This is a genomic window from Paenibacillus sabuli (genome assembly GCF_014705605.1).
Taxonomy (GTDB): Bacteria; Bacillota; Bacilli; order Paenibacillales; family Paenibacillaceae; genus Paenibacillus_D; species Paenibacillus_D sabuli.
Genome location: NZ_JACXIZ010000007.1, coordinates 225,964 through 251,894 on the forward strand (window position 1 = coordinate 225,964; position 25,931 = coordinate 251,894).

The window sequence follows — 25,931 nt, forward strand, 5'->3', positions numbered from 1 at the left end:
ATCTGGGAGGTCACTCGCTTATGTACCATTACACGCACCTGCGCAACCGGTTCCGCTGGTGGAACGCGGCCGGATTGGCCCTCGTGCTCCTCATGAATACGCTCGCCAACGTACTCCCGCTGGGCGGGGTTACAACTGGCGAGATTTCGGACCGCTATCCGGTGCAGATCACACCGGCCGGATACGCATTCTCGATCTGGAGCCTGATCTACGCGCTCTTGCTCGGCTATGTGATCTACCAGGCTCTCCCGCGTCATGCGGGCAACACCGGCGTGCGTGCTGTCGGCATCTGGTTCCTGGTCAGCTGCGTCTGCAACGCCGCCTGGATTGTGCTGTGGCACTATGAATTTCTGACGGCCAGCGTCTTTGTCATGCTGGTGCTCCTGCTGTCGCTCATCGCCATCTACCGGGGCGTCCGCTTCGGAGGCGGCAAGAGCATCCGTCCTTTCGCCGGCGAGTACCTGCTGCTGCGCCTGCCCTTCAGTGTGTATCTGGGCTGGATCAGCGTGGCGACGATCGTGAATATCACGGTCGTCTTGTATGCGGCCGGCTGGGACGGCTTTGGCCTGTCTGGCGAACTGTGGACGATGCTGCTGCTTGGCGCAGGCACGCTGCTCGCGGCCGTCATCGGTATTGCCTACCGGGACCCGACTTACATGCTGGTCTTCGTCTGGGCATTTGCTGCCATCTCGATCAAGCAGCGAGATGCCTCACCAGACGTGGCGGCGGTAGCTCTGGCCGCGGCCGCTCTGATTCTGTTGCTTGCCATTGCGGTGCTGATTCGCGCGCTGCGACGGGGCTAGCCCGCCGCTTGCATGGCGGCGAACGCGCGTCTGCATGGTACAGTCGCTACAGCAACAGGTGCAATTCTTCCCCTTCGCGCACGAGCTCGAAGCCCCTCAACTTCACGGACGGGTCCGCCAACAATTCGCCGGTCCTGAGATCGAACTCCCAATTGTGCCACGGACACCTCACAATCTCGCCCTCGCGCCCGAATTCGTGCTCGTAGACGCCCGAGGGCAGCATCGTACCGCACACCGTGCCGGCGCAAATCGGCGCCGCTGCGTGCGGGCATAGATTACGCCAGGCATAGTAGTCGTTCCCGACCTTGAAGAGGCCGATCTCCACATTCTTCACCTGCACGACCAGCCGGTCGGCCTCGCCGAAGTCGCCGACCCGGGCGACCGGATAGGCCTGCTTGCCCTCCCGTCCCGTCATACGCTCGCCCCCTCGCCCGGCTTCTCCGAGAGTCCGTACAGTTGGATCGCGTTGTCCGCGAAGATGCGCTGTCTTAGCTCACGGCGAATGCTGCGCAGCGCGACCTTCGGATTGTCGAAGTCCCAATGCGGATAGTCCGAGGAATACATGATCATGTGATCGCCGCCGATCATGTCGAGTATCTGCCCCAGATGCGCCGGATCGTCCGGCTCCTCGATTGGCTGCGTCGTCAGCAGGATATGGCCGCGGATATATTCAGACGGCTTACACTTCAGCCACGGCACCTGGTCGCGCAGTCCCTTGTAATTTTTGTCCATGCGCCACATCAGATGGGGCAGCCAGGCGAAGCCGCCTTCGATCGCGACGAACTTCAGCTCCGGGAACTTCTCGAACACCCCTTCGCACACGAGACTGTTCACGTGCGACATATAGTTAATGGGAATAATATTATGCCACTCGAAATATCGCGTCGGATGGCCCGAGGGCGTCGGCGGCCCGGCGTTGCCCCGCCCTTCCGTGCCGGGGTGGATCGCCACCGGCAACCCATGCCGCTCGGCCGCCTCGTAGATCGGATGGAACATGCGCTGCCCGAATAGATTGCGCGAGCCGCTGCACATGATCACCTGCACCATATCCGGATGCGGCCCCATGCGCTCGATCTCCTGCACGGCGGCCTGCGGATCGGAATGATTGATCAGGATCGAGCCCTTGTAACGCGGACTGGCCTTGAGCCACGTATCGGCCAGCCAGTCGTTGTACGCCCGGGCGATGACGTTGCCGTAGTCCGGATCAGATACGAGCGAGATGCCCAGTATGCCCGATCCGGTCAGGATCGCGTAGTCGATCCCGTATGGGGCGAGATGGTGCCGGATCACATAGTTCGGATCGCTCGCGGGCGGCCCGCCGCCGTCGGGTCTGGCGTCGCGGCGGGTGACGCTATGCGCCCCCGTGCCGAGGTAGCTGCCGCCGTACCCCGCGCCGTAGGCCAGCCAGGCTTGATGGTAAGCCTTGGGCAGATACGGCAGCAGGTCCTGCTTGCCCGTCATGCTATTGTGCACGTCGGTGTCGATCATCGTCGGTCGATTGTCGCTCATGCTTGATCGCTCCTTGCCTTTTGAAAGTGTCTGACGCGCCTTAGGAAGTTCCTTGCTCAATAATGCCCCCATTGTGACACCGGCCGCCGCGAAGGGTAAAGACGTGATTTTTTCGTTGCTTCCAGACTCCACCGTCAAGTCCGCGCACCTCGCCGCGCCGCGCGGTCCGAAGACGCGCTAGGGGCGGCGACGCATACCCGGCTATCGAGCGCTCGGCGCCGCTTTCACAGGCGCGGTGCGTTTTTTTTCGCATTGGCAAGGGTTAAAAAAAATCGTTCCTCGCACCGCGCCCCAATATGGCCGCCCACGAAGCAGCCGAAAAAATGGCGCCTTTACCCTGCCTGTGCGCGATGCCACAATGAGGGTCAGCCTGCCCGAACGCGGAGCTCGCAATCATGACTGGAAAAGGTGGAGAAATTATTGAAAAAGTATGTCGTATGCGGCGTCAGCCATCGGGGACTCGGGCTGTTCGTCGGCTCCGTCGTCCAGACCTATAACCAGCGGCACCGAATAGTCGGACTGCTCGACGTCGATCCGAAACGGTTCGAGGAATGCTACCGTCGCTATCCCGAGACAGAGGGCATCGCGACTTACGGTGCGCACGAGTTCGAACGGATGCTGAAGGAAACCACCCCCGACGCGGTAATGGTGGCGGGGATGGACAGCACCCATGCGGAATATATTATCGCTGCCTTGCGGCACGACCTGGATGTCATTACGGAAAAGCCGATGGCAATCAGCGCGGAGCAGTGCCGCGCGATTCTCGCCGCGGAGCGGGCGAGCAAGGGCGAGGTAACCGTCGCCTTCAACTACCGTTACTCGCCTTACCATCGCAAAATCAAGGAACTCATCCTGGAGGGGAAAATCGGGAGGGTCACGTCCGTCGATCTGAATTGGCTCGTCGATACGCACCACGGCTCCAGCTATTTTAAGCGCTGGAATCGGCGGCGCGCACATTCGGGCGGCCTGTCCATCCACAAGAGCACGCATCATTTCGATCTGGTGAACTGGTGGATCGACCAGAAGCCCGTTCAGGTATTCGCGCACGGAGCGCTGCACTACTTCGGTCCCGACAGCGAGCTCAATCCGCGCCGCGAGGACGGCCGCGTCTGCGAGACCTGCGCGGTCAAACCCGAGTGCCGCTACGTGATGCGCTGGACGTCCCGCAGCAAAGAGGTGGCTCCGCCCGACGATCATCTGACTTGGCAGGCAGTGCCGATCGCGGATCGCTTCACCGCCTACCGTCCGGATCGCTGCATCTTCGATTCCGAGATCGACATCGAGGATACCTATGCCGTCAATGTCCAGTATGATCGAGGCGCGCTGCTCAGCTATTCCATTCACTTCTCCGCGCCGTACGAAGGCTACCGGCTCGCGATCAACGGCACGAAGGGACGGATCGAGACGCAGGAGTTCCACGCGCCGGCACGGCTGCCCTTCGACGTGCCGACGCATACGATCGACTACTTCCCGATGTTCGGCTCCAAGCAGGCGATTCAAGTCGTTGAGCAGCAGGGCGGACACGGCGGCGGCGATCCGCTCATGCTGGAGGACATGTTTTTGGGCCCCGACCCGCTGCGCGACTATCGCGTGCTGGCCGGGGCCCGGGAAGGGGCATATTCAATTGCGATCGGCGAGGCGGTATGGCGATCCGCTCAGGACAATCGGCCAGTCTCCATCCCGCAGTTGTTGCAAGAGGCGTATTAATCGAGCGACTGGCACTCGTCCGGCCGCGGCGCCCCTAGAGCGCCGCAACCAGCGTACGCAAGGCGTCCAGCGTCATGCGCGTACCGTCGCGCTTCGTGCCGCCGGCAGGGGCGTAGTGCGTCTCGATGGTGAACAGCCCCTCGTAGCCGTCGGCGGCGAGCGCCCGCAACTGAGCGATGACCGGCACGTCGCCGGAGCCCAGCGGCACGCAGCGCGGCTGGCCGTCTGCGCCGATGTACGCATCCTTCAGATGGACATGTGCGAGCGCCTCCCGCATGCGGCCGTAGCCCGCCGGATACGCCTCGCGTCCGCCGTACGCTTCATTGCCCGGGTCCCACAGCCCGCGCAGCGCCAGCGAATCGACAGCCTCGACGAGCGCCGCCACCTCCTCCGCATAGCCGCCGTTGCAGGCCGGCTCGTTCTCCAGCAGCAGCTGTACCCCGGCCGCCGCTGCGATATCGGCGGCGCGGCGCAGATGCGCGGCGATGTCGGCGGTATAGCGCGCCGGCTGCTTCTCGCGCCAGAAGGAGAACACCCGGATGCGCGTCGTGCCGAGCAAGCCGGCAATCTGTATCACCCGCTCCAGCTTGACGAAGTGCGCCTCCACGTCCTCTTCCGCCTGGCCGAACGTATCGCCGGACGCCACCTCGCGCTGCGGATCGAGCGCGCATTTGAACAGCGGCGAAGCAATCGCCGAGACGAACAGCCCGCGCGCCTCGACCTTGCGCCGCACCTCGCCTGCTGCCTCGTCCGTCAGCGCGGCGGCGTTCACGCCGTCCACCATCCGCACCTCCACATGCTTCAGACCTTGCTCGGCGGCCCAGTCCAGCGCCTCCTCGAAGTGCTCCGACACCTCATCGCTCAATACGCCCAATCGATCCAATACCATGCGCCTAGCGCCTCCTTTGTGCGGCTGTCGCCTGTTTTCGTTTTAATTAGTATAATATTTATACTAAATCGAGTAAAGAAAATTACGGAAGACGATCCTCATCGCGAGCGTGCAAGAAGGGCAGGCTGAGGTCCTGGGGCCGTCCGCGAATGGCCAATATTCCCTCAGCTGCTAACGGACAAAAGTGTCCGTTACAATTCGGAATTGACGTAATTCGCATTGTAACGGTCATTTCTGTCCGTTGTCGCCGTCGCGGCGCCGGATGTTCAGTGCTCGAGCTCCTCCGCGGGGGGATATAGGCCGCACCCCATGCGCGCGGAGATCTCCGCACCGGCGCGGAGCAGCTCGGCCATGATGTCGGTGAGTGCCTGCCCCTCGAAACGATGCATCGGACCCGAGAGACTGAGCCCGCCCTCGACGCGCCCCTGCATATTGAAGATCGGCACGGCAACGCAGCGCGCGCCCAGCGTGATCTCCTGATCGTCCAGGGCGTAGCCGCGCGCGCGCACCTGGCGCAGCGTGTTGCGCAGGCTGTCCGCGTCCGCAATCGTATATGCCGTCAAAGCCTCCAAGGCACTGCTGCCGAGCAGCGCTTCCCGCTCGCGCTCCGGCAGATAGGCGGCAATCGCCTTGCCCAGCGCCGTTGCGTAATAGGGCGCTTGCGAGCCGACTGTTTCGGTCATTCGCAGCGCATGCGTGCCTTCGATAATTTCGATGTAGATGATCACGCCTTCGCCCGTCAACACGCCGAGATTGACCGTGTCGCCAAAGCGCGCCGACAGACGACTCATCTCCGGCGCAGCGGCCAGATTGAGCTTGCTTCGGGCCATCAAATATTTCGCCAGGCTAAGCTGCTTGTACCCCAGGCAGAACTTGCCGTCCTCCGAGCTGCGCCCCACATAGCCTCGATGCTCCAGCGTCTGAAGAATGCGAAACGTCGAGGACTTCGGCTGCTCCAGCAGATCCGCGAGCTCGATCAGACTGAGCGATCCGCGATCCGCCAGCAGCTCCAGCAGATCGAGCGACTTGTCGATTGATTGAACGGTGTAGCGTTCTTGCTTTTCTTTTTCCTTCGGTTCCTTGGCCATGCCTTGCATTCCTCTTTTCCGACTTCCTGTTGTGCCCAGCTTACCGCATCGACGGTATGCCAGCAACAACGTCCAAGGATTAACGGCATCGCTGTCTTCCAATGGGACAGGCGCCTGCCGGGTGTCCCGTGTCGCGGACGGCTGCAACGGACCCACATTTCGGGCGCAGCGGTTCTACTTGTTCACCGCGCTTCTAATGCGCCGGGTCTTGGCGTCTGCGGACGCCGCTCCCTGTCTGCAGACGCTGAAAATGCCGCTTGAACAGCCACATGACCAGCAAAGGCTCGCGGCTGCCGCGCAGGTAGATGCGGCTCACCCGCTCATCGGTCCGCTCGACCCGCAGCAGCCAAGGGGCCAGCCGCGACATCCAGCGCATGTATTCGCCGCCTACCCAGGACGCGTCGCACCCGGCGGGCAACGTCAGGCGCTGCACCGAGCGGACGTCCCGCGCGCCCGGACCGGCTGCTCCGTCTGTGGACACCGCCCCGTCCCGGGCACTGGACGCCGCTCTGTCCGCAACATCCACCTCGCGATCCGACGCATCCACCTCGCGGCTGCGCGGCTGCGCTATGCGTGCCTGCTCCTCATCTTAGCGCTCGTGCTCGTCGTCCCCCTGCTCCGCGCGCTCCTGTCCCTCACGCTCCTGCGCCGCACGCTCCTCCTTCTCCCGCTCCAGCGCGTCCCGGGCCGCCTCGTCGAAGCCGCGCACGCCGCGCCCGAGCTCGTCCTGATGGCCGGGCCGGGCCACCACCGGATGCGCGAGACTCTCGATCAGCGGGTAGACTGTCGCCTTGGGTGCGCCGGTCACCAGGGACACCCAGAGCCGCGACAGCCGAATCGTGATCAAGGGGAAGGGCAGCACGATCAGCCGCTTGCCCAGTATGCGCGCCGTCTGCACGCCCTTGTCGTCGAATCCTTGTCGTCGCGCCTGCCGCTAGCCGCGGTACCTGTATGTCGGCACGCCGCACACCCCGGGGCGCACAGCGAACAATGCGCCCGCCTGCGGGTAACGCTCCAGCGCATCGGCATCCATGCCCTCGCGAGCCGTCGTGATATACAGCACGTCGCGCGCCGCGCCGCCGAAGACACAGGAGGTGACCTGCGGACACGGCAGTGCGATCTCTTGCAGACAGCGGCCGGCCTCAGCATCCCACCGGGCGACCTTGGAGCCGCCCCAGAAGGCGATCCACAGCATGCCCTGCTCGTCGATCGTCATGCCGTCGGGCGTCCCGTCCTCCGGGGCGAAGGTGATGGCCGCCCGGCGGTTCGAGATCGCGCCGCTCGCCCTTTCGTAATCGAGCGCCCACACGACCGGCTCGCCCGAATCGATATAATACATCGTCTGCCCATCGAGGCTCCACGCGAGTCCGTTGGAGGTCGTCACGCCGTCCAGCATCTGGTGCACACTGCCGTCCGTATCGAGCCGATACAGCGATCCTGCGCCCCGACGTCCGTCCATCGCCATCGTCCCTGCCCAGAATCGTCCCGCCGGATCGCACTTGCCGTCGTTGAAGCGAATGCCGGCGTCCTGGTCGGGCAGCCGCCAGATCGGCTCGACGCCGCCCTCCTCGTCCTCCGCCCGGCAATAGATGCCGTCTTGCAGCGCAAGCACGACACCGCCCTTTTCCCGCAGGGCCAGCGTACCGAGATGACTGCCGACCTGGACAGTCTCGATCCCCTCGCCGACAGGATCGTACACATGGTACCGGAATCCCGTGATGTCGACCCAGTAGAGCCGTTTGCTCGGCTCGTCCCAGGCCGGCCCCTCTCCCAATTGGGCTGTAATTGATGTCATACGCTTCAGTTCCATTTTCAGATCGCCTCCTCTCCATTAGTGTAGCATGCTAACGATTACCCTTCCTAGCTATTCCTTCAAACGCCGCTTTACAGCACGAAAAATACCTGTTAATATGACTTTATAAAATCTACACGTGTAAATTTAGTCTGAAATTTACACGTGTAGATTAATTGAAGGAGGCTTTATCTATGCAAACCTTTCCGAACCAAGACGAGCTCGTCCGCACTTTTCAAGAGCAAGGCTATCTCATCCTGCGCAACGTGCTGCGTCCCGAGCATGTCCAGCGCCTGAACGCGGCGGTCGATCAGCTGATTGCCGCCGAGCCCGACCCGGGCGCGCTGGCGCATAATGTGTACAACAGCGTCGACCGCCACGACGACATCGCGGCCCTGATCGACGAGCCGCGCATCCTGGCGCTCATGGTCCGGCTGCTCGGTCCGGCCATCCAGCTCCATATCTCCCATCTGACCGTGCGCCGGCCCAATCCGGATAACGAGCAGACCGCCACCAACAGCTTCATCAACTGGCATCAGGACGGTCCGAATCCGAAGTTCCCGTCGGTCGGCGGCGTGACCGGCACCTACTACATCAAGGCCTGCTACATCCTCAGCGACATGTCCGCGCCCAACCGCGGCAATACCAAGATCATTCCCGGCTCGCACAATCGTCCCTATCAGCCCGGCGGCGACGTGCACGGCGAGCTGGAGGGCGAGCTGCAGGTATGCGGCAAGCCGGGCGATGTCTTCATTTTCCCTCAGAATCTGTGGCATGCCGGCGCGCCCAATCGGTCCGAATTCACCCGGCGCCAGCTCTTCATCGGTTACAGTCAGCTCTGGATGCGGCCGATCGATTATCACCAAGCCTCGGAGCGGCTGCTCGCCGGCGCCAGTCCGATCCGCCGGCAGCTGCTCGGCCGCATCAGCGACAATCCGTTTCATTATTATGTTCCCGGCCAATCTATGCTACCATTGAAGGAGCTGGCGGCCGGCAGCGAGCAAGCGACCAAGAGCGTGTACGAGTGATGCCCCTGGGCGTCTACGCGCAACGAGGCGCTTCGCAGCCGCATCGCGTCACAGGTCTCGCTCCTGCTCGTCCGGCCGCAATCATCTCATGACCACTGGAGGCGAACGATACATGTCAGAGCACGATCCGCAGTCCACTCCGTCCCGCCAACCCGCCACCGCGCCAGACCTGCACGGGCAGATCGCGCTCGTCACCGGCGCTTCGCGCGGCCTCGGCCGCCATATCGCCGTCGCGCTGGCCCGCGCCGGCGCGCGCGTCGCGGTCAATTACGCCCATTCCGAAGCGGACGCCGCCCAGACCGTGCAATTGATCGAGCAGGAGGGCGGCCAGGCACAGGCCTTCCGGGCCGACGTCACCGACGAGCAGAGCGTGGGCGCGCTCGTCGATGCGATCGACTCCGCGCTCGGTCCGGTCGACGTGCTGGTCAACAACGCCACCGGCCCGCAGCCGATGCTCGCCATCGAGGAGAGCCGCTGGTCCGACTTCGCCGATCAGCTCGACTTTTTCGTCAAGGCGCCGCTGCTGCTCGTGCAGGCGGTGCTGCCGGGCATGAAGGCGCGCCGCGCGGGCAGCATCGTCAATATCGGCAGCGAGGTCGTGCAGATCGGCAACGCCCGCTTCTCCAGCTACGTCACCGCCAAGTCGGCGATGATCGGCATGACCCGTTCCTGGGCCAACGAGCTCGGCCCGCACGGCATCCGTGTCAATCTGCTCGCGCCGGGCTTCATCCCTGTCGAGCGCCATGCCGGCGTCGACCCCGAGGGGTACCGCGTCAAGGTGCCGCTGCAGCGCATGGGCGAGCCCTCGGACATCGCCGACGCCGCAGTCTTCCTGGCCTCGCCCCAGTCGCGCTTCGTCACCGGCCAATGCCTGTCGGTCAACGGCGGCTACACGACGGGGATCTGACCGGTGGCGACGCGTCAGCAAGTCGCGGAGCGCGCCGGCGTCTCCGTCGCCGTCGTCTCCTATGTGCTCAACAACCGCAAGATCGTCAAGGAGGAGACGCGCCGCAAGGTGCTCGAGGCGATCCGCGAGCTGGGCTATCGGCCCAATCAGACCGCGCGCAGCCTCAAGACCAAGCAGACGCGACAGATTGCCGTGCTCATTCATTATATCGGCAATCCGTTCGAGGCCGGCTTGCTGCTGCATATCGAGGCGACGGCCAAGCGGCACGGCTACTTCATCTTCGTGCAGACGTACGAGCCGGCCCGCGAGGAGGAGCTGCGCGCGATGCTGATCGGACGCGTCGACGGCGTCCTGCTGCTCGGCCATGCGCTCGCGGCCGAGAGCCTGGACGACTTCCGCGCGCTCGGCATCCCAGTCGTCTCCGCGATGCAGCCGGCGGATGGGGCCGCAGACGCCTCTACTGACGGGACAGCAGGCGGGACAACGGGCGAGGCCGGACTCCCCAGCATCGATGTCGACTGGCAGCCGGCGATGCGCCGCCTGATCCGGCACCTGCGGGAGCAGGGACATACGCGCATCGCCTTCATGACTGACGCGACGCCCGGCTCGCCTCTGGGCGTGCGCGCCGCCGCCTTCGCGTCTGCGCTGGGCGATGAGGGCCTGACGCCGGCGACGTCGCCGCTGGACGGGGGCGGCCGCTTCGAGCGAGCCCGGGAGACGCTCGACGATCGGCTCGCGACGCAGCCCGCCCCCGCCTTCACCGCCCTCGTCTGCGCCAACGACCTGATGGCGGCGGGCTGCCTCGCCGCCTGCCGGGACCGCGGCCGCCGCGTGCCGCAGGAGCTGGCGATCGCCGGCTGCGAGGACATCCTGATGTCGTCGCAGACCGACCCGCCGCTGACCGCGATCCATTACCCGCGCCAGGCGGCGGGCGAGCAGGCGATGGAGATGCTGCTGGCCGCCATCGCCAAGACCCCCATCGCCGGCGCGCGACTGCCTGGCGAATTGATCGTGCGTGGCTCGACAAGCATCAGGTAACTTACCCCTCATAATAAACTTCCAAAAAAAGGCAGGAGAGGACTCGCCCTCTCCTGCCTTCTCATCTGGATTTGTATCAGAAAATGTTTACCTGTTTTTCAGTTTTTATTACGGGAAAACATCGATCAATCCTGAAAAAATTCGCTTATGGTGGGCTGGAAAAAGGTTCATTGGGCGTAGTTATGCAAAAATTGCAAGCCGAACAGATTGGCAGCTATTCTGTCATTGTCGACGACGAAGCAGTTTAGCACAGAAACGAATACGGAAAAGAAAATTTTGTTATCGTCGTGGATGACCGGATTTGGAATTCCACCCCCACGTTTGAGGTCGTATTTTACGATACCGGCGGCAAGAACATCGGGGGATTTCATTATTGATTTGAACCTTGGCGGCTTTGGAATGCGCATAAAGAAGCGCCAAGCCGCAGCCTTGGCGCTTCCATTGTACTTGCAGCAAATGTCGTTAAACGCAAGAAGGCTTAGATTTAGATCAGGCCGCCTCCCAGCGCTCCTTGAAGAACCGGCGGTACACCCGCGTCACGACGATCTTGACCGCCATGTAGAACGGAATGATCAGCAAGATGCCGAGAATGCCCGCCAGATCGCCCCCCACCAGGATCAGCAGGATCGTCGTCAGCGGATGGATGTCCAGCGACTTGCCGAATACGTACGGGGCGATCAGATTGTCCTGGATCTGCTGCGCCGCCAGGATGATGATCAGCGCCCAGAGCGCCGTCGACGGCGACTCGACGAAGCCGACGATCACGATCGGCACGGCCGAGAGGATCGCCCCGATGAACGGGACGAAGTTCATGATGACCGCCACGACCGTCAACAGCAGCGCGTACGGGAGCCCGATCAGCAAGAAGCCGATGTACATCAGCACGCCGAGCGCGACGTTGACGATGACGCGGCCGACGATGAAGCCGCTGAGCGCATGGTCGATCTCGCCCACCGCCTCCGTGCCCTCGTCGCGGAAGCGCTTCGGCAGGAAGCCGACGATGGTGCGCCCCATTTTTCCGCCTTCCTTGAGCATATAGAACAGGATGATCGGGAAGGTGAAGATCACAATCGCAAAGTTGGATACGAACGTAAACAAGCCGCTCAAGTAATTGGTCAGGTACTCAAAGCCCGAATTCAAATACTCGCTCACCTTGGAAAACAGATTCGTATCCTCAGGCAGCACGCTTGCCAAAAAGCCATTGCTATCCAGCTCCTGCAGCTGCTTGCTGAGCGAATTGAACAGATTCGGCGCAATCTCGACGAGATTGACCACCTGATCGCGCAACGGCGGCCACACCCCGCCGGCGAAGCCGACCAGCACGCCGGCGATGACGACGTAGATGATCAGGATCGCCAAGGTCCGGTTCATCTTGCGCCGCTGCATGAGATCGACGAGCGGACGCAGCAGATAATAGAAAAAGCCGGCCAGCATCAACGGCACAATCACGATGTTGAAAAGCGAGATCAGCGGGCGAAAAATAAAATTCGCCTTCGCGCTTAAATAGAAAATCAAAAGCACCAAAATAATGCCGAAGCAAAGTTTGAAAAACCGATTGGTCCGCAAAAGCAAACCACTTCTCCCCTTTCGCCAGCCGAATATATGTCTAGTCTATCATCCGGGGCGCTCGCGGTCTATCCGAAACTGACACGGGTGCAGGCGCAGGGCGTGGCGCAGCTCCCCCTGCGCGCCTGTGGGCAGCCAGGCTCATGTCGCTTCCAGATTGCGCCTGCCGCGGGGGAGTCCCAGACGCAAGCGGTGCATCGTTTGCTCGACGCGGGCAAGGCAAGCCGGCTTGATGAGGTAATCGGTCGCAGGCAGATCATAGGCTAGCAGAGCGAGCCGGGCATCGGCCGTCACGAACACAATCTGCATCGACGGATGCAGACTAAGCAGTTGATACGCAGCACGCAGCCCGCTGCGGCTCCTCAATTGCACTTCCATGAAGATGACATCCGGCTTGTGAAGACGCGTCAGATCCATCGCCTGTCCGGGCGATCTGCACGTCTCAACGATCTCCACGTCGGCAAAAGCCCGGAGCACGCCTTCCAGCTCTTCAAGCGCCTGCCTGTCCTCATCCAGCAGCAGCACCTTCATTGCGCCTCGTCCTTTCTGCATGATCTGTCGTCTTCTATATGAAGCTGCGGACCGGGAGGACGACGCTACTCTTCCGCATTCGCCGCCCCGCGGCTGCGCCAGTTGTCGTACCAATCGGAGATATACCGGCTCGGCTGCTCGCCCAGTCCTTCCTCCAGCGCCGTGCATAGCGCGCGATATTGCTGATGCACAGCCAGGCGGCTCCCCGTCGCATCATGCAGCCGCATCAGGGCATAATGCGCCCGTTCCTCATGCGGCTGACGCGCGCACACCTGACGGTACCACTCGCCCGCCAAGTCCGCGCGCCCGTTCTCCTCGAGCCACTCGGCCAGTCGCATCGCCGCTTCCAGCCAGACGCCGCTGAGTCGCTCGCGCTCGTGCTCCGCCCACCAATACGTGTGCTCCTGCAGATAGTGTTCCCGGCATTGCTGCAGCACGGCCGCGTACTGCTCCGCGCGCGCCGGCGTCAGAGGGACTTTGTCCGTCAGTTTGCGCTCCATCTGCTCCGTATCGAATTGTACGCGGTGGATGTTCAGCGTATAAGCGTCCGAGGTGCTGCTTAATTCGAAATGATCGCCGTACCGCTCCAGCGTCTTGCGAATGTGGTAGACGGTCGTGTACAACTGCGCGTATACCTTGCCGAGGTCGTAATCCGGCCACAGCAGCTCGATGAATTCGGACTTGCGGATCAACTGACCGCGATGCTGCAGCAGATACAAGAACATCTCTCGCGCCCGGGCCGTCCGCCACTGCACCGCGGCCAGCGCACCGGACCGCTCGGCAATGCGCATCTGGCCGAGCAACTGCACTTGCAGGCCCTCCTCCCCCTGGAGGCGCTCGTCTGCCCGCTCTTGCTCGTGCACCTGTGTCTGCTCCAGACGAAAGCGAATGCGTTCGAGCGTTTTGGCCAGCCGCTGGGCCCCTACCGGCTTCACGACATAATCGAGCGCGTCCAGCTCGAAGGCTTGTACGGCAAAATCGTCATGCGCCGAGACAAATACGATATTCAGCGCCGGCTGCTCCGCCAGCAGCTGCTCCGCCAGCTCCATGCCGTTGACCTCAGGAAGGTGAATGTCCAAAAACACCGCATCCACCCCGCCGCGGGCCACGGCATCGCGGCCGCTGAACGGATCGGTATATTTGCCGACGATGGCGATGCCGCCCTGCTCCAGCAGCCGCTTCTCCAGGTATTCCAGCGCCAGCGGTTCATCATCTATGACTACGACTCGCATATCATTTGCTCCATTGTCAATATCCCCCCGGGGTGCCCCCGACTTTCGAACTAACTTCTATACGTCATCATACCTTAACTTCCTCTACAAAATATATACAACGCACTGCGTCTTGACGAAGCGGCGCCGAATCGCTATGATTCTCTACAATTAGGAGGAGGGGGCGGCCCATGGCTACTCGAAAGCTGATGATGATTGCACTGGTATTCGCAGCTGTCTTGCTCGGCATGCGGCTGTGGTGGTACGACGTTCATGACGAGGCATCGATTATCGCTGTGAAGGGCAGCGCCGATCTGCGCGGCCGTCACGATGCGCTTGGCGATCAGGTCCATGCCTTGCGCGGCGAGTGGGCCTTCTACCCCGGACGTCTGCTTGTCACCGAGCCCTCGGCCGCGCCCTTGCCAGATCCGGTCTATGTAAAGGTGCCCGGCCAGATCGACTCGGCCTTTGACCAGCGTACCTCCGGCGAGCGCCTGCGCTACGGCTCCTACCGGCTGCGGCTGCGACTCGACGAGACGACGCAGGCGCTGGATTACGCCTTGCGCCTGATCGACATCCGCAATGCTTCCCGCACGTTTGTCGATGGCGTGGAGATCGGCGCCTCCGGCTTCGCGAGCGGCAATGAAGACAGCCTCGGCTATCCGGTGCCATATCAAGGACGATTCGCCTCCGCCGGCGGCGAGATCGATATCGTGATCGAGCTGGCCGACAACGTCGCGCTCGGCAACGCCGGAATGCGCAACCCCGTCTATTTCGGCCGTGCAGAGCTAGTCGAAGCCGAGGCGGCCGTTTCCGTGCGCATGCAGCAACTGTTGTGCGTGGTGTTAGCCGTTCACGGACTTTATACGCTGCTATGCTATTTTTTAGGTCGGCCGAACAAGGCGCTTCTTTACTTCACGTTGGTCGTGATGTTCGCCATGCTGAGCGTCCTGAGCGACGACGAGCGTTTACTGTATCAATGGCTGCCGGTCTCGGGCGAGTGGGGAAGTCGTCTGATCTTTTTTGCCTATACGGGGATTTTTCTATTACTGCCGGAGGTGGCGCGCCACCTTTTCCCGGAAGGACAGCGACGATTTGCTCCTTTCCAGTGGCTGCGGGTGTTCAACATCCTATATCTTTTAGTTGTGCTGCTCGCGCCCTACGAATGGGTTTGGTCAACCAGGTTCTTGCTGTTCTGGATCATGGTGCTCCCGCCGCTCGCCATCGCCGTCTACATGGCGCGCATCGCCATCTGGCGGGATCCGCAGGTCGTATTCCTGCTGCTCTCCTCCATCAGCATCGTCGGCAATGTCGTTTGGGCCACGATCAACAGCCGGGAGGCGATACTTCCCTCCGTCTTTTATCCGGTCGATTACATACTGGCCTTCCTGTGCTTCGGCGCCTTTTGGCTGCAGCGATTTTTTCGCACGAGCCGACAGGCCCAGCAGCTCGCAGCTCGGCTGCAGCAGGCCGACAGGACGAAGGACGAATTCCTCGCGACGACCTCGCACGAGCTCCGCAATCCGCTGCACGGCATGCTCAACATCGCCCAGAGTCTGCTCGTGGAGGAACACCGGCCGCAGACGCGCGACCGGCTGCAGTTGCTGCTCGCAGTCGGTCGGCGCATGTCGCGCATGGTCGAGGAGCTGCTGGAATTGACTCGCCTCAAGCAGGAGACGGTGACCCTGCAGCCCCGACCGCTGCGGCTGCAAGACGTGCTGCCCGGCGTGCTGGACATGCTCCCCTATGCAGCGCCAGGCAAGCCGGTGCGCATCGCCAACCGCCTGCCCGGCGAGTTGCCTCCCGTATACGCCGACGAGCATAGGGTCGTGCAGATCTTGTTCAATCTGCTGCACAATGCCCTGAAATTCACCGATCAAGGGATGATATCCGTCGACGCCCGGACCGGAGGAGGCTATGCCGTGGTGCGAATCAAGGACACCGGCATCGGCATGGATGCCGACCTGCTGTCCCGCGTATTCGAGCCCTACGAGCAGGGCGAGTCGGGTCTGGATGCACACGGAGGCGGTTTCGGACTGGGGCTGAGCATCTGCAGGCAATTGGTCGAGTTGCAGGGCGGGACGATCCGGGCCCGTTCGTCGCACGGCGGCGGGAGCGAATTCGTCTTCACGCTGCCACTCGCGAGTCAGCCCGAGCAGGAGCCGCAGACGCTGGCTTTCGAAGCCGCCGCGACAGAGGAGCCGGCGACGCAGGCGGCAAGGCCGAATCATCCGGACGAAGCGGCTGCCGGCGGTCCCGCCGAGTCTTCGCACGCGGGGGATTCCCAGGGTCGCCTGCTGATCGTCGACGACGATCCTGTCAATCTGTCCAGCCTGCAGGCCTTGCTTCAGGCCATGCACTATGAGGTGGTGTGTGCCGATTCCGGCACCGCGGCGCTTCGCTTGCTCGAGCGCGAGCGATTCACGCTGATCATTGCCGATGTCATGATGCCGCGGATGTCGGGCTATGCGCTCTGCGAGGCTATTCGTCGACGGTTCACGCTCTCCGAACTGCCGGTATTGCTGCTCACAGCTCGCAATCAGCCCGAGGACATCCAGGCCGGCTTCCGCGCCGGGGCCAACGATTATGTCACCAAGCCGGCGGATGCCGCCGAGCTGGAGGCGCGCGTGCGGGCACTCGCCGAGCTGCAGCGTTCGGTGGCCGAGCGCCTGCGCTATGAAGCTGCCTGGCTGCAAGCGCAGATTCAGCCGCATTTTTTGTTCAACACGCTGAATTCCATTGCGGCCCTGAGCGATATCGATACGGAGCGCATGCGCCGGCTGCTGGAGACGTTCGGTACCTATCTGCGCTTGAGCTTCGACGCCTACCACACGGAGCGGCGCGTCATGCTGTCGCATGAGCTGCAATTGGTGCGGGCCTATCTCTATATCGAGCAGGAGCGCTTCGGTCAGCGACTGCGGGTAGCCTGGGAACTGGACGAGAAGGCCGATCTGCTGCTGCCTCCACTGGCGATCCAGACGCTGGTCGAGAATGCCGTCCGGCACGGCATCCTGCCCCTGGCGCGCGGCGGCACGGTGACGATTCGGCTGCAGGAGGAGCCTGGAGGGACGCAGATTGCTGTATGCGACGACGGCGTCGGCATCCCGAGCGCCCGCATCCCGGAGCTGCTGGACGGATCGCCCGAGACGAGCCGCGGCATCGGCCTGCGCAATACCGACCGCAGGCTCCGGCAGCTCTATGGCAGCGGACTCTCGATCGCGAGCACGCCCGGCAGCGGCACGACAGTCTCCTTCTTCGTCCCGGCAGCGGGTGAGCCGGAAACCGGCCGTCCGACGGCGCCTTTGTAAGGACAGATTCGGACAGCAGGAGGCTCAGATCCGCGGTGATCTCCGTGAGGTACATCGCTTGATCATGCCGATGCTCTGCTTGCCCTGGCCCGCCGCGAAGGTACCCCGGCGGGCCTCAATCCAGCCTCACCAGCAGCGTCTTGATCTCGTACGGCGCCACCTTCAGACGGATTGGGCCGCTCTGCCATGCGCCGATCGGACGCTCCATCAGATCGCACTCCGCCCAGGCCGCCAGAGCGGCGTCGCTGTTCAGGACGACCGTGCCGCTGGCGCCGCCGAATTCATGCAGACGCACGAGCAGCGCCTCCTCGTCCTCGGCCCGCTTCACCGCGTCAATCGCCGCGTGCGGACAATCGACGGTCAGCAGCGAGTAGCGCGATTGCCGTGCCGCGCCCGCCTGCACGGTCAGCGGATCGTTGAGATCCCACGCCTCGCGCTCGACCTCGCCCTCGTACCAGTCGCCCCGGTGCGGCAGCAGCGCATACGTGAACACATGCGCGCCCTTGTCCGCTTCCGGATCCGGCACATTGGCGGACTTGATGAGCGAGAGGCGCAGCACGTTGTCCTTGATGTCATAGCCGTACTTGCAATCGTTCAGCAGCGCGACGCCATAGCCGCGCTCGGACAGATCGGCCCACTGGTGACCGACCGACTCGAAGCGCGCATAGTCCCAGCTCGTGTTCCAGTGGGTCGGGCGCCGCACGTTGCCGAACTGGACGTTGTACGTCGCCTCGGTCGCCCGCACCGCCACCGGGAATGCCGTCTTAAGCAATTGTCGCCGCTCCTGCCAGTCGACCTCGGTGACGAAGTCGAGGCGGCGGCTGTGCGCATAGGCCGTCAGCCGCTGCACGATGCGGGAGCCGCGATAGCGCCAGACCAGGCGCAGCACCGCGCGCAGCTCGCCGCACGCCTCCAGCTCCAGCTCCAGCAGCTCGGTCACCGCCGACATCTTCTCGGTGTAGTAGATGTCGATGTCCCACGCCTCATGGCGGCTCTTGGGCTTGTCCTCGAACACCTGCAGCTCGTTGCCCCGCGCGCCCTCCGCCAGCACCTCGCGCGCCGCGCCGCGATCGTACAGGCGAGCGAGACGCCCGGCCGCGTCGAGCACCGCGACGTAGTACGGCGTCGTCAGGGTTCGCCGCTCGGGCTCCCAGACGAAGGCCTCCCGCTGCGGCTCCGCGCCGCCGCGCGGCCGATCTGCCGGCGGAGCTCCCGCCTCGCGTCCGATGACCGCGTAGCCCAGCGCGGGCACGTCCGGCAGCCGCACGAGCCAGTCCGTGCCGACGCGCTGCGCCTGCAGCGGCCGCCCGCCCGCGTCCTGCCACCCTGCTCCGTCTGTGGGCGCCGCTGCGGATGCGGCCCCGCCGATGCGCACCAGCGCGCCGCGCGGCCACGAGGCGCTATTGAACACGGTCCATCGCCCGCTCCCATCCCGCTCTGCGCTCCCGCTCCGCTCCGGTCGACCGGCCCCACCGCCGTCCGCGTCGTCCGCATCGGCAGGCGCGATGCGCGCCTGCGCCGCCTGCAGCGCCGCCTGCCCGATCTCCTCCGCCTCGGCATATTCGAGCCGACAGTCGTCGTACACCTCGCGGATCGAGGAGCCGGGGATGATGTCGTGGAATTGATTGCGCAGCACGATCGTCCAGGCCTCGCGCAGCCGCTCCGCCGGGTAGCCAGCCCAATCTCTTCGCTCAGTCGCATCCAGCGTCTGCAGCCACTCGGCCTGACGCAGCAGCAGCTCAGCCTTGCGATTGGCGCGCTTGATGTGAGCCTGCGACGTATACGTACCGCGATGCAGCTCCAGGTACAGCTCGCCGTCCCACGTATGCACGTACCCGTCGGTCTGTGCGACCCGCTCTTGCAACCCTACAAAGTAATCGTCGGCCCGTCCGGTCACGACCTGCGGCAGACCCGGCATGTCCGCCAGACGTCGCCGCAGCTCCAGCATCTCGCGATTGACGCCGCCGCCGCCGTCGCCGTAGCCGTAGGCGAGCAGCAGATTGCGATTGATGTCCTGATCGCGATAGGCCTCCCAGATGCCCTGCACCGTCTCCGGGGTGACCACGCCATTATAGGTATAGTAGAAGCTGCCCTCCTGCCCGCCCGGGTCCGGCGTCGTGATGAAGTGGGTGAGGATCTCCGAGCCGTCGATGCCCTTCCACATGAAGGTGTCGTGCGGCATCCGGTTGTACTGGTTCCAACTGATCTTGGTCGTCATGAAGACGCGAATGCCGCTCTTGCGCAGGATCTGCGGCAGCGCCCAACTGTATCCGAATACATCGGGCAGCCACAGATAGTCGCAGCGCACGCCGAACTCCTCCTGCAAGAAGCGCTGCCCGTACAGCAGCTGCCGCACGAGCGATTCGCCCGAGGGCAGGTTGCAATCCGCCTCCAGCCACATCGCCCCGCCGGCCTCCCAGCGGCCCTCGGCGATCCGCGCCTTGATTTGCTCGTAGAGCTGCGGGTAGTCCTGCTTGAGATAGGCGTACAATTGCGGCTGCGTCTGCAGGAACAGGTAATCGGGATACTGCTCCATCAGGCGCAGCACCGTCGCGAAGGAGCGCGCCGCCTTCTCCCGCGTATGGCGCAGCCGCCACAGCCAGGCGACATCGATATGCGTATGGCCGACGCAGGTGACAGTGACCGCGGCGCGCTTGTCCGGCAGCGCCGCCAGCGCCGCCCGTAGAGACGCGCCGGCGGCAGCCGCCGAAGCATAGAAGTCCGGCGAGCCCGGCTCCGCCCAGTCGAGCAGCCGCAGCGCGCGGTCCAGTGCCTGCAGCACGTCGCCGCGCTCGGGCGCATGCGGCTGCAGCACCCGCACCGTCTCGATGCCGGCGCGCGCGGTATAGTACAGATCGTCCACCGCCTCGTCCAGCCACGCCAGCGAGGCGTGCCGCAGCCGATGCTCGGGCCGGGCCCCGATATCGTAGCCGCCCAGCCCCGACCAGAGCCGGAAGCGCAGCTCGACCAGCCGGCCTGCCGTCCGCGGCGCGAGGAAAACCTCCCTGTGATTGCCGTCCACGCCTTGATACGGCTCGCCGTCGACGTATAGCAGCGACTCGAAGCCGCTGTTCGTGCCGCCCCCAGTCGTGCCGAAGTCGAAGCGTCCGACGATGCGCCGCTCCGCCCACTCCGCCGGCACCGTCACGTCCGCCGCCAGCCAGATGTACTGGTCGCGCCCCGACCAGTCGTCGCCGAGCTCCATCGCCTGCCACTGCCCGCTCTCGCGTGCGGGCGGGCGCGCCCCGATGGCCCCGTCCGGATCCTCCTGAGCGGCGAAGGGCCCGATTGCCATCGCCTCCCGATAGCGGTACGGCTCGAGCTCGCGAATGCGGGCTTCCAGCTTTTCCTCCGTCCATCGCATCTGCATCTCCTCCTGTTTTTGCGCCAAAGGCGGACCGCGCAAATTCCGCGCGATCCGCCTGCTGTATGGTCGTATTTATCAGTCTTACTTAGGCAATCTATCGTTATTGCGCGCTGGCCAGCGAGCTCTGCAGCGCCGCAGCGCTGAAGTCCGGATTGGCCTCGATATTCGTCAGTCCTTCGGCGCGCGCCGCCTCCAGCGCCTTGTTGTACCGCGTATCCAGATCGGCAATCAATGCGTCCAGATCCTCACCGCCGGTCATGATGTAGCGCGTGAACGCATCGCTCATCTTGAGACCTTCCAGCTTGGTCTCCGTGATCGACAATGGCGTCGCCGGATACAGGCCGTCATAGGCGGTCGGCAGGAAGCCCTCGATGCCGGCGATCTCCGGCGCGCCCGCCGCTTCGTTGACATACGGCAGGACCGAAATGCCGTAGCCCGCCTCCTGGTAGTCGACCCGCAGCTCCTCGCCGTACAAGTATTCCATGAACTTGTAAGCCGCCTCTTGCTTGTCCGAGTGCGCGTTGATGCCCAGATAGGCGCCCGCATTGACCCAGGTGACCCCCGCCGGTTCGCCGCTGGCCGTCGGCACGACCGCCGCCGCCCAGTCGACCTCCGTCGGGAACTGGTTCGCATAGACTGCCGGTTCGCTGGAGTGGTTCACATACATGCCGATCTTGCCTTGGGCGAATTGCGCCCGCAGCGGATCGATGTCCAGCGTCTCCGCGCCGGGCAGCATGCTGCCGTCTTCCTTCATCTGACGCATCGCCTGCACGACGTCCTTGTACATGCCCGTATCGTACTGCCCGGACTGAATGTTGTAACCCTCGTGACTTGTGTCCGAGCTCAGCGTGCCGACCGCATAGGCCGGACGGGTGAAGCCGGAGTTATTTTTGAAGTTGCTGGCGAAGCCGTACGCGCCTTCGGCCTTGCCCGCTTCGGTAATCTTTTTCGCATATTCCACCATTTCATCCAGCGTCTGTGGCGGTCCACTCAGACCCGCCTGCTCGAACAGGTCCTTGTTATAGATCAGACGCCAGTATTGGCCGGTGTTCGGGAGCGAGTAGAGCTTGCCGTCGATCATGTTGACGTTCTCCGCGAGAACGCTTTCGAATTTGCCGCGAAATTCGTCGTCCATGAAGCCGTCCAGCTCGGCCAGGTATCCTTTTTTCACGTACGTTACGAAGTCGAAGATGCGGAGAATATCCGGCGCCTGATTGCTGGCGTACGCGACCTCGACGGCCTGATTGTAATTGTCCGCCAATACGGTCATCTCCACCTCGATGTTATCTTCATTTTCAGCATTAAAGGCGTCGACCTTGTCCTGCATGAAGTCCATATCATGGCGATCCATCGTCCAATACGCGATCTTCGTTTTGCCTTCCGCCGCAGCATTCGTGCCGCCGCTTCCCGACTCGTTCTGTCCGCCGGCATTGCCGTTATTGCCCCCTGACGAGCACGCCGTCAGCGCCAGCGCCAGCAGAGCCACCGTTCCCGTCTTCAGCCATTGCTTCTTTGCCATTGCCGATTGCCTCCCTTTTACTATACCCTCATCCGGTTGAATGTTCCACCCGTTGCTAGCGAAGGCTTGCTTCCTTCCGGGTTGTCCCCATTGTATCACCGGGACGCCGCCGGGCAGGAAGGACATATCGACGGACCAGGGCGGGCAAAACAACTGTCCGGCAATTCCGCGTGCGCAAGGCATCGCACAGCCCGGCCAAGTCCAGCGCCGACACGATCGCGTCTGCTGCGGCGAGGGCGGCGCTCGGTCAGCTGTCGTGCGCGTCCGTCACGTGCTGCGCCCGGAATTCCGACGGCGTCAAGCCCGTGTGGCGCTTGAACAGCTCGCTGAAGTAGGGGCGATCCTTGTAGCCGAGCTCGTACGCGATCTCCTGCACCTGCTCCCCCTCGAGCAGCAGCTCCTTGGCCCGCTCCATGCGGGCCGCCGTCACGTATTGCATGAAGGTGCTGCCGGTTTCTTTTTTGAATAGATTGGAGAAGTAGCTCGGACTTAAGTGGACGGCCTTGGCGCACTGCTGCACGGTGAGCTCGGTCAACAGATGGCGGGCAATGTAAGCGCGCGCCTGCTCGATGAGCTGGCGCGAGTCGCTCTTCTGACGCTGCTGCATCATCGCGCAGCTCTCCAGTGCGATCGCCTCCAGATCGTGCTTGAGCAGCCGGATCGAGCCAGATTCGCCGAGTTTGAGCGCAGCCAGACGCGCTTCCAGACGCGCGCGCTCCTCGTCCTCCAGCTTCTCCGCGACGACGCGATACATCGCGAAGGCCAGTCCGTAGAACAGATTAACGAGCATCGCCGGCTCGGGCGGCTCCTGCAATTGCAAGGCCTCCTCGTAGATGGCATGGAGCTGCCGCTGCACGCCCTCGCGGTTGCCCGAGCGCAGCGCGTACAGCAGCTCCGTCTCCTTGTCCGGATCGTAGCGCAGCGTCAGCGCGCTCTGGCGCTCGATATCCCGGTAGTGCAGGACGCAGTTGCCGCCGGTGTAGAATTGGTACGACAGCGCCGTGCGCGCCTGCTCGAACGAGACATGCAGCTCGGCGAGGCCGGGCGCCTCGCGGCCGACCCCGATCGAGACGGTGCGCTTCGCGTAGCGCTCGACGTTGGCGCGGCACTGCTCGGCGATCGCCTCGGTGTCGAGGCCCGGGCCGCTGTTCGCGATCGCCACGAACTGATGCACCTGCTCGCGGAAGACGATTCCCTGCGTCTGCATGCCGATCGTCTCCTGGATAATATTGTGCACCGCGAAGCGCACCAGCTCCGCTTCCCCGACCGCAAGGCCGTGCACCGCCTCGGCGAAGCCGTCGATCTCGATCAGCAGCGCGGTCAGCCGCTCCGGCCGCATCGTGATGCCAAGGAAGGCCCAGCGCTCCTGCGCCTGCGCCGGCTGCACGCTGCTGCGCAGCAGCAGCCGGAAGTATTCCTGGCGCAGATAGGGCATGCTTTCGCGCACCTTGCGCTCGAGCTCGATCCGGGAGGCTGCCTGCAGCCGCTCCTCCTCGAGCTCGCGCCTGGCGCGCAGCACCACTTCGACGATCTGCGGCGGCGTGAACGGCTTGAGCACGTAGTCGAAGGCGCCGAGCCGCACCGACTCCTGGGCATATTCGAAGTCGGAATAGCCGCTCAGGAAGATCACCTTGACCTGCTCCTGCCGCTCCGGCTCCGCCGCGAGCGCACGGATCATCTCCAGCCCGCTCATGCGCGGCATCTTGATATCGGTGAGGATGATATGCGGGCGGGTGCGCCGGATCAGCTCCAGCCCCTCCGCACCGCTGCCCGCCGTGCCGGACACCGTGATGCCGTGCTCCGCCCACGGGATTTTGCGGGCGATGCCCTGGGCCACCGTATCGACATCGTCAATGATGCACAGTCTGATCTCATGCTTGTCCATGGGCTTCTCCGCCTTTCGGATCAATCGGGATGACCAGCGTGACGCGCGTCGCCTCGCCGGGCACGCTCGCCAGGCGCACTTCGGCCTCGTCGCCATATTCGAGCAGCAGCCGGCTTCGCACATTCGAGAGGGCGTAGCTCTGCGACGATTCGCCCGGTCGCTCCATGCGCCGCCGCACCTCCTCCACGTTCATGCCGGAGCCGTTGTCGGTCACCTCCAGCAGGAGGCGCTCCCCCGCACGGCGCACGTCGACGACGAGCCGCCCCTTGTGCTCCAGCTCGCGGAGACCGTGCTCGATCGCATTCTCCACCAGCGGCTGGAGCAGCAGCTTGAGCACCGGGAGCTGCCGCAGCTCCGGCGCCTCCAGCCGAATCTCGTAGTCGAACAGTCTCGGGTAGCAGCGCGCCTGCAGGATCAGGTACTGCTCCACATGCTCCAGCTCCTGGCCGAGCGTCGTGTGCTCGCGCCCGTTGTTCAGCCCGAGACGGAACAGCAGCGACAGCGAGACGATCATCTCCTTGGCCGTCTCATGCTCCTCCATCTCCGACTTCCAGAAGATCGTGTTGAGCGTATTGTAGAGGAAGTGCGGGTCGATCTGCGCTTGCAGCGCCTTGACCTCGGACTTGCGCTTCTCCTGCTCGGAGCGCTTCACCTCGACGATGAGGGACTGAATCTGCTCCAGCATCGCGTTGAATTTGTAGCCGACCTGGGTCACCTCGTCCTCGTACCGGCTCTCGAAGCGGACGTCCAGCTGATGCTGTCCGGCGCGCTGCATCAGATTGCGGAGCTTGAGCAGGGGACGCAGCAGCAGCTCCGAGAGCAAGCTGGCCAGCAGCAGCGCCAGCAGCAGGCATACGCCGGTGATGCTCAGCATCGCCCAGCGCAGATTGCGCAGCGGGGCGAGCAGCTCCGCCTTGGACTGGTAGCCGAGCAGCACCCACTGCGGATTCATGTCCAGCGCGGCGAAGTTGACGAGATAATCGCCCTCCGCGCTGCCATACTCGAAGTCGCCCCGCTCGGCGTCGGCAATCTGCGCCTGCAGCGCTGCCGGATCCGCCGCCGGCATGCCCGGCAGTGGCTCCAGCACGAGCTCGCCGCCGCGGGTCAGCAATACCTGATTGATCCTGCGATCGTCGAGATTCTGCCGGATCAGCTCGTCGATCGTATCCTGCTTGATGTTGACGACGATATACACATCCGGCACCGGCGTGTCGTAGATCGGCGTCATGACGAGCGTCACCACCTGCTGAGTACGGGTGAACAGCTCTTCCGCATGGCCTGGCACCCATAGCGTCGTCCAGGGCTCCCCGGCGGCATTCGCCGCCTGGACCGCCTCGTAGACCGTCGTCTCGTCGAACGCCGCGCCTAGCCGCCTGGCCTTGTCCGTCGGGTAGAACTCGCCGATCGGCGTGACGATGTACGCCGAATCGATCGTCAGCTCGTTGAGCTTCATCTGCGTGAACGGCGTCTGCAGCTCCGACAGCAGGTTGAAGTATCCGCTCGCGGCCCCGCTCTGCACCTGGGCCATGAGACGCTGAAACGGCTCGCCGATCATCAGCGTCGACGTGGCGACGATGATGTGGCGGAGCCGTTCGTCGACGACCTGAGCCGTCTTGTTGAGCCGGTCCTGACTCGTCTGCAGCGCGCTGCGCTCCATCACGCCGGAGGCGTAATAGTACGCATACGAGCCGGTGACCGCGACCCCGATCACGGTCACCGTCAGCAGGGCGACCCAGATTCGGCGCTTGAGCGAGATCTGCATGTAGAATGGTTTCATGCCTGT

General features: G+C 63.5%; 20 protein-coding genes. 6 read left to right on the plus strand and 14 right to left on the minus strand.

Annotated features, from left to right (window positions below):
* Window positions 1-20 precede the first annotated feature (20 nt).
* Window positions 21-803 carry a TspO/MBR family protein gene (locus IDH44_RS02745; protein ID WP_190914435.1) on the plus strand — a complete coding sequence of 261 codons (783 nt, stop codon included), beginning with the start codon at window positions 21-23 and terminating at the stop codon, window positions 801-803.
* A 46-nt stretch (window positions 804-849) separates the two neighbouring features.
* Here IDH44_RS02745 and IDH44_RS02750 read toward each other — a convergent pair whose 3' ends face one another.
* Together IDH44_RS02750 and IDH44_RS02755 are read right to left on the minus strand one after the other, a co-directional pair.
* A complete protein-coding gene (locus IDH44_RS02750) occupies window positions 850-1,218 on the minus strand; it encodes a Rieske (2Fe-2S) protein (RefSeq protein ID WP_190914437.1) in 369 nt (122 codons plus the stop codon).
* A complete protein-coding gene (locus IDH44_RS02755) occupies window positions 1,215-2,312 on the minus strand; it encodes an amidohydrolase family protein (protein ID WP_190914439.1) in 1,098 nt (365 codons plus the stop codon). Before IDH44_RS02755 ends, IDH44_RS02750 begins: the two co-directional genes overlap by 4 nt.
* A 420-nt stretch (window positions 2,313-2,732) precedes the next feature.
* On the opposite strand from IDH44_RS02755, the gene IDH44_RS02760 reads away from it, so the two are divergent.
* The gene (locus IDH44_RS02760) at window positions 2,733-4,019 is read left to right on the plus strand and encodes a Gfo/Idh/MocA family protein (protein ID WP_190914441.1); all 1,287 of its coding nucleotides are present in this window, start codon (window positions 2,733-2,735) and stop codon (window positions 4,017-4,019) included.
* A gap of 34 nt (window positions 4,020-4,053) precedes the next feature.
* Here the strand turns inward: IDH44_RS02760 and IDH44_RS02765 are convergent, their stop codons facing one another.
* The 5 genes from IDH44_RS02765 to IDH44_RS02785 all read right to left on the minus strand — a co-directional run bounded on the left by IDH44_RS02765 (window position 4,054) and on the right by IDH44_RS02785 (window position 7,806).
* Window positions 4,054-4,908 (minus strand): sugar phosphate isomerase/epimerase family protein, encoded by an 855-nt coding sequence (locus IDH44_RS02765; protein WP_190914443.1) that lies wholly within the window; start codon window positions 4,906-4,908, stop codon window positions 4,054-4,056.
* Between the two features lie 266 nt (window positions 4,909-5,174).
* Window positions 5,175-5,996: an IclR family transcriptional regulator gene (locus IDH44_RS02770; RefSeq protein ID WP_190914445.1), complete on the minus strand. Its 822-nt coding sequence runs from the start codon at window positions 5,994-5,996 to the stop codon at window positions 5,175-5,177.
* Between the two features lie 193 nt (window positions 5,997-6,189).
* A complete protein-coding gene (locus tag IDH44_RS02775; RefSeq protein ID WP_190914447.1) occupies window positions 6,190-6,543 on the minus strand; it encodes a hypothetical protein in 354 nt (117 codons plus the stop codon).
* A 42-nt stretch (window positions 6,544-6,585) separates the two neighbouring features.
* The gene (locus IDH44_RS02780; protein WP_190914448.1) at window positions 6,586-6,894 is read right to left on the minus strand and encodes a Rossmann-fold NAD(P)-binding domain-containing protein; all 309 of its coding nucleotides are present in this window, start codon (window positions 6,892-6,894) and stop codon (window positions 6,586-6,588) included.
* Between the two features lie 36 nt (window positions 6,895-6,930).
* Window positions 6,931-7,806: an SMP-30/gluconolactonase/LRE family protein gene (locus IDH44_RS02785; protein WP_190914450.1), complete on the minus strand. Its 876-nt coding sequence runs from the start codon at window positions 7,804-7,806 to the stop codon at window positions 6,931-6,933.
* 176 nt (window positions 7,807-7,982) lie between these two features.
* On the opposite strand from IDH44_RS02785, the gene IDH44_RS02790 reads away from it, so the two are divergent.
* The 3 genes from IDH44_RS02790 (at window position 7,983) to IDH44_RS02800 (ending at window position 10,761) form a co-directional block, all read left to right on the plus strand.
* A complete protein-coding gene (locus IDH44_RS02790) occupies window positions 7,983-8,816 on the plus strand; it encodes a phytanoyl-CoA dioxygenase family protein (protein ID WP_190914453.1) in 834 nt (277 codons plus the stop codon).
* Window positions 8,817-8,904: 88 nt separating this feature from the next.
* Complete coding sequence (locus tag IDH44_RS02795) at window positions 8,905-9,723, plus strand: SDR family NAD(P)-dependent oxidoreductase (protein WP_223869307.1); 819 nt, start codon at window positions 8,905-8,907, stop codon at window positions 9,721-9,723.
* A 3-nt stretch (window positions 9,724-9,726) separates the two neighbouring features.
* A complete protein-coding gene (locus IDH44_RS02800) occupies window positions 9,727-10,761 on the plus strand; it encodes a LacI family DNA-binding transcriptional regulator (RefSeq protein ID WP_190914455.1) in 1,035 nt (344 codons plus the stop codon).
* A gap of 489 nt (window positions 10,762-11,250) precedes the next feature.
* Here IDH44_RS02800 and IDH44_RS02805 read toward each other — a convergent pair whose 3' ends face one another.
* The 3 genes from IDH44_RS02805 to IDH44_RS02815 all read right to left on the minus strand — a co-directional run bounded on the left by IDH44_RS02805 (window position 11,251) and on the right by IDH44_RS02815 (window position 14,090).
* Window positions 11,251-12,327: an AI-2E family transporter gene (locus IDH44_RS02805; RefSeq protein ID WP_190914457.1), complete on the minus strand. Its 1,077-nt coding sequence runs from the start codon at window positions 12,325-12,327 to the stop codon at window positions 11,251-11,253.
* A gap of 141 nt (window positions 12,328-12,468) precedes the next feature.
* Window positions 12,469-12,879, minus strand: coding sequence for a LytR/AlgR family response regulator transcription factor (locus IDH44_RS02810; RefSeq protein WP_190914459.1), 411 nt, complete (start codon window positions 12,877-12,879; stop codon window positions 12,469-12,471).
* A 44-nt stretch (window positions 12,880-12,923) separates the two neighbouring features.
* Window positions 12,924-14,090: a response regulator gene (locus IDH44_RS02815; RefSeq protein ID WP_190914461.1), complete on the minus strand. Its 1,167-nt coding sequence runs from the start codon at window positions 14,088-14,090 to the stop codon at window positions 12,924-12,926.
* A gap of 170 nt (window positions 14,091-14,260) precedes the next feature.
* Between IDH44_RS02815 and IDH44_RS02820 the strand changes: the two genes are divergently transcribed.
* Entirely contained in the window at window positions 14,261-17,377 is a 3,117-nt protein-coding gene (locus IDH44_RS02820) for a hybrid sensor histidine kinase/response regulator (protein ID WP_190914463.1), read from the plus strand.
* A gap of 115 nt (window positions 17,378-17,492) precedes the next feature.
* Here IDH44_RS02820 and IDH44_RS02825 read toward each other — a convergent pair whose 3' ends face one another.
* The 4 genes from IDH44_RS02825 to IDH44_RS02840 all read right to left on the minus strand — a co-directional run bounded on the left by IDH44_RS02825 (window position 17,493) and on the right by IDH44_RS02840 (window position 25,925).
* Window positions 17,493-20,741, minus strand: a complete 3,249-nt coding sequence (locus IDH44_RS02825) for an alpha-mannosidase (RefSeq protein ID WP_190914465.1) — start codon at window positions 20,739-20,741, stop codon at window positions 17,493-17,495.
* Window positions 20,742-20,844: 103 nt separating this feature from the next.
* Window positions 20,845-22,263, minus strand: a complete 1,419-nt coding sequence (locus IDH44_RS02830) for an ABC transporter substrate-binding protein (RefSeq protein ID WP_190914467.1) — start codon at window positions 22,261-22,263, stop codon at window positions 20,845-20,847.
* 247 nt (window positions 22,264-22,510) lie between these two features.
* Window positions 22,511-24,148 (minus strand): helix-turn-helix domain-containing protein, encoded by a 1,638-nt coding sequence (locus tag IDH44_RS02835; protein WP_190914469.1) that lies wholly within the window; start codon window positions 24,146-24,148, stop codon window positions 22,511-22,513.
* Entirely contained in the window at window positions 24,135-25,925 is a 1,791-nt protein-coding gene (locus IDH44_RS02840; protein ID WP_190914471.1) for a cache domain-containing sensor histidine kinase, read from the minus strand. The genes IDH44_RS02835 and IDH44_RS02840 overlap by 14 nt, the downstream gene beginning before the upstream one ends.
* Window positions 25,926-25,931 lie beyond the last annotated feature (6 nt).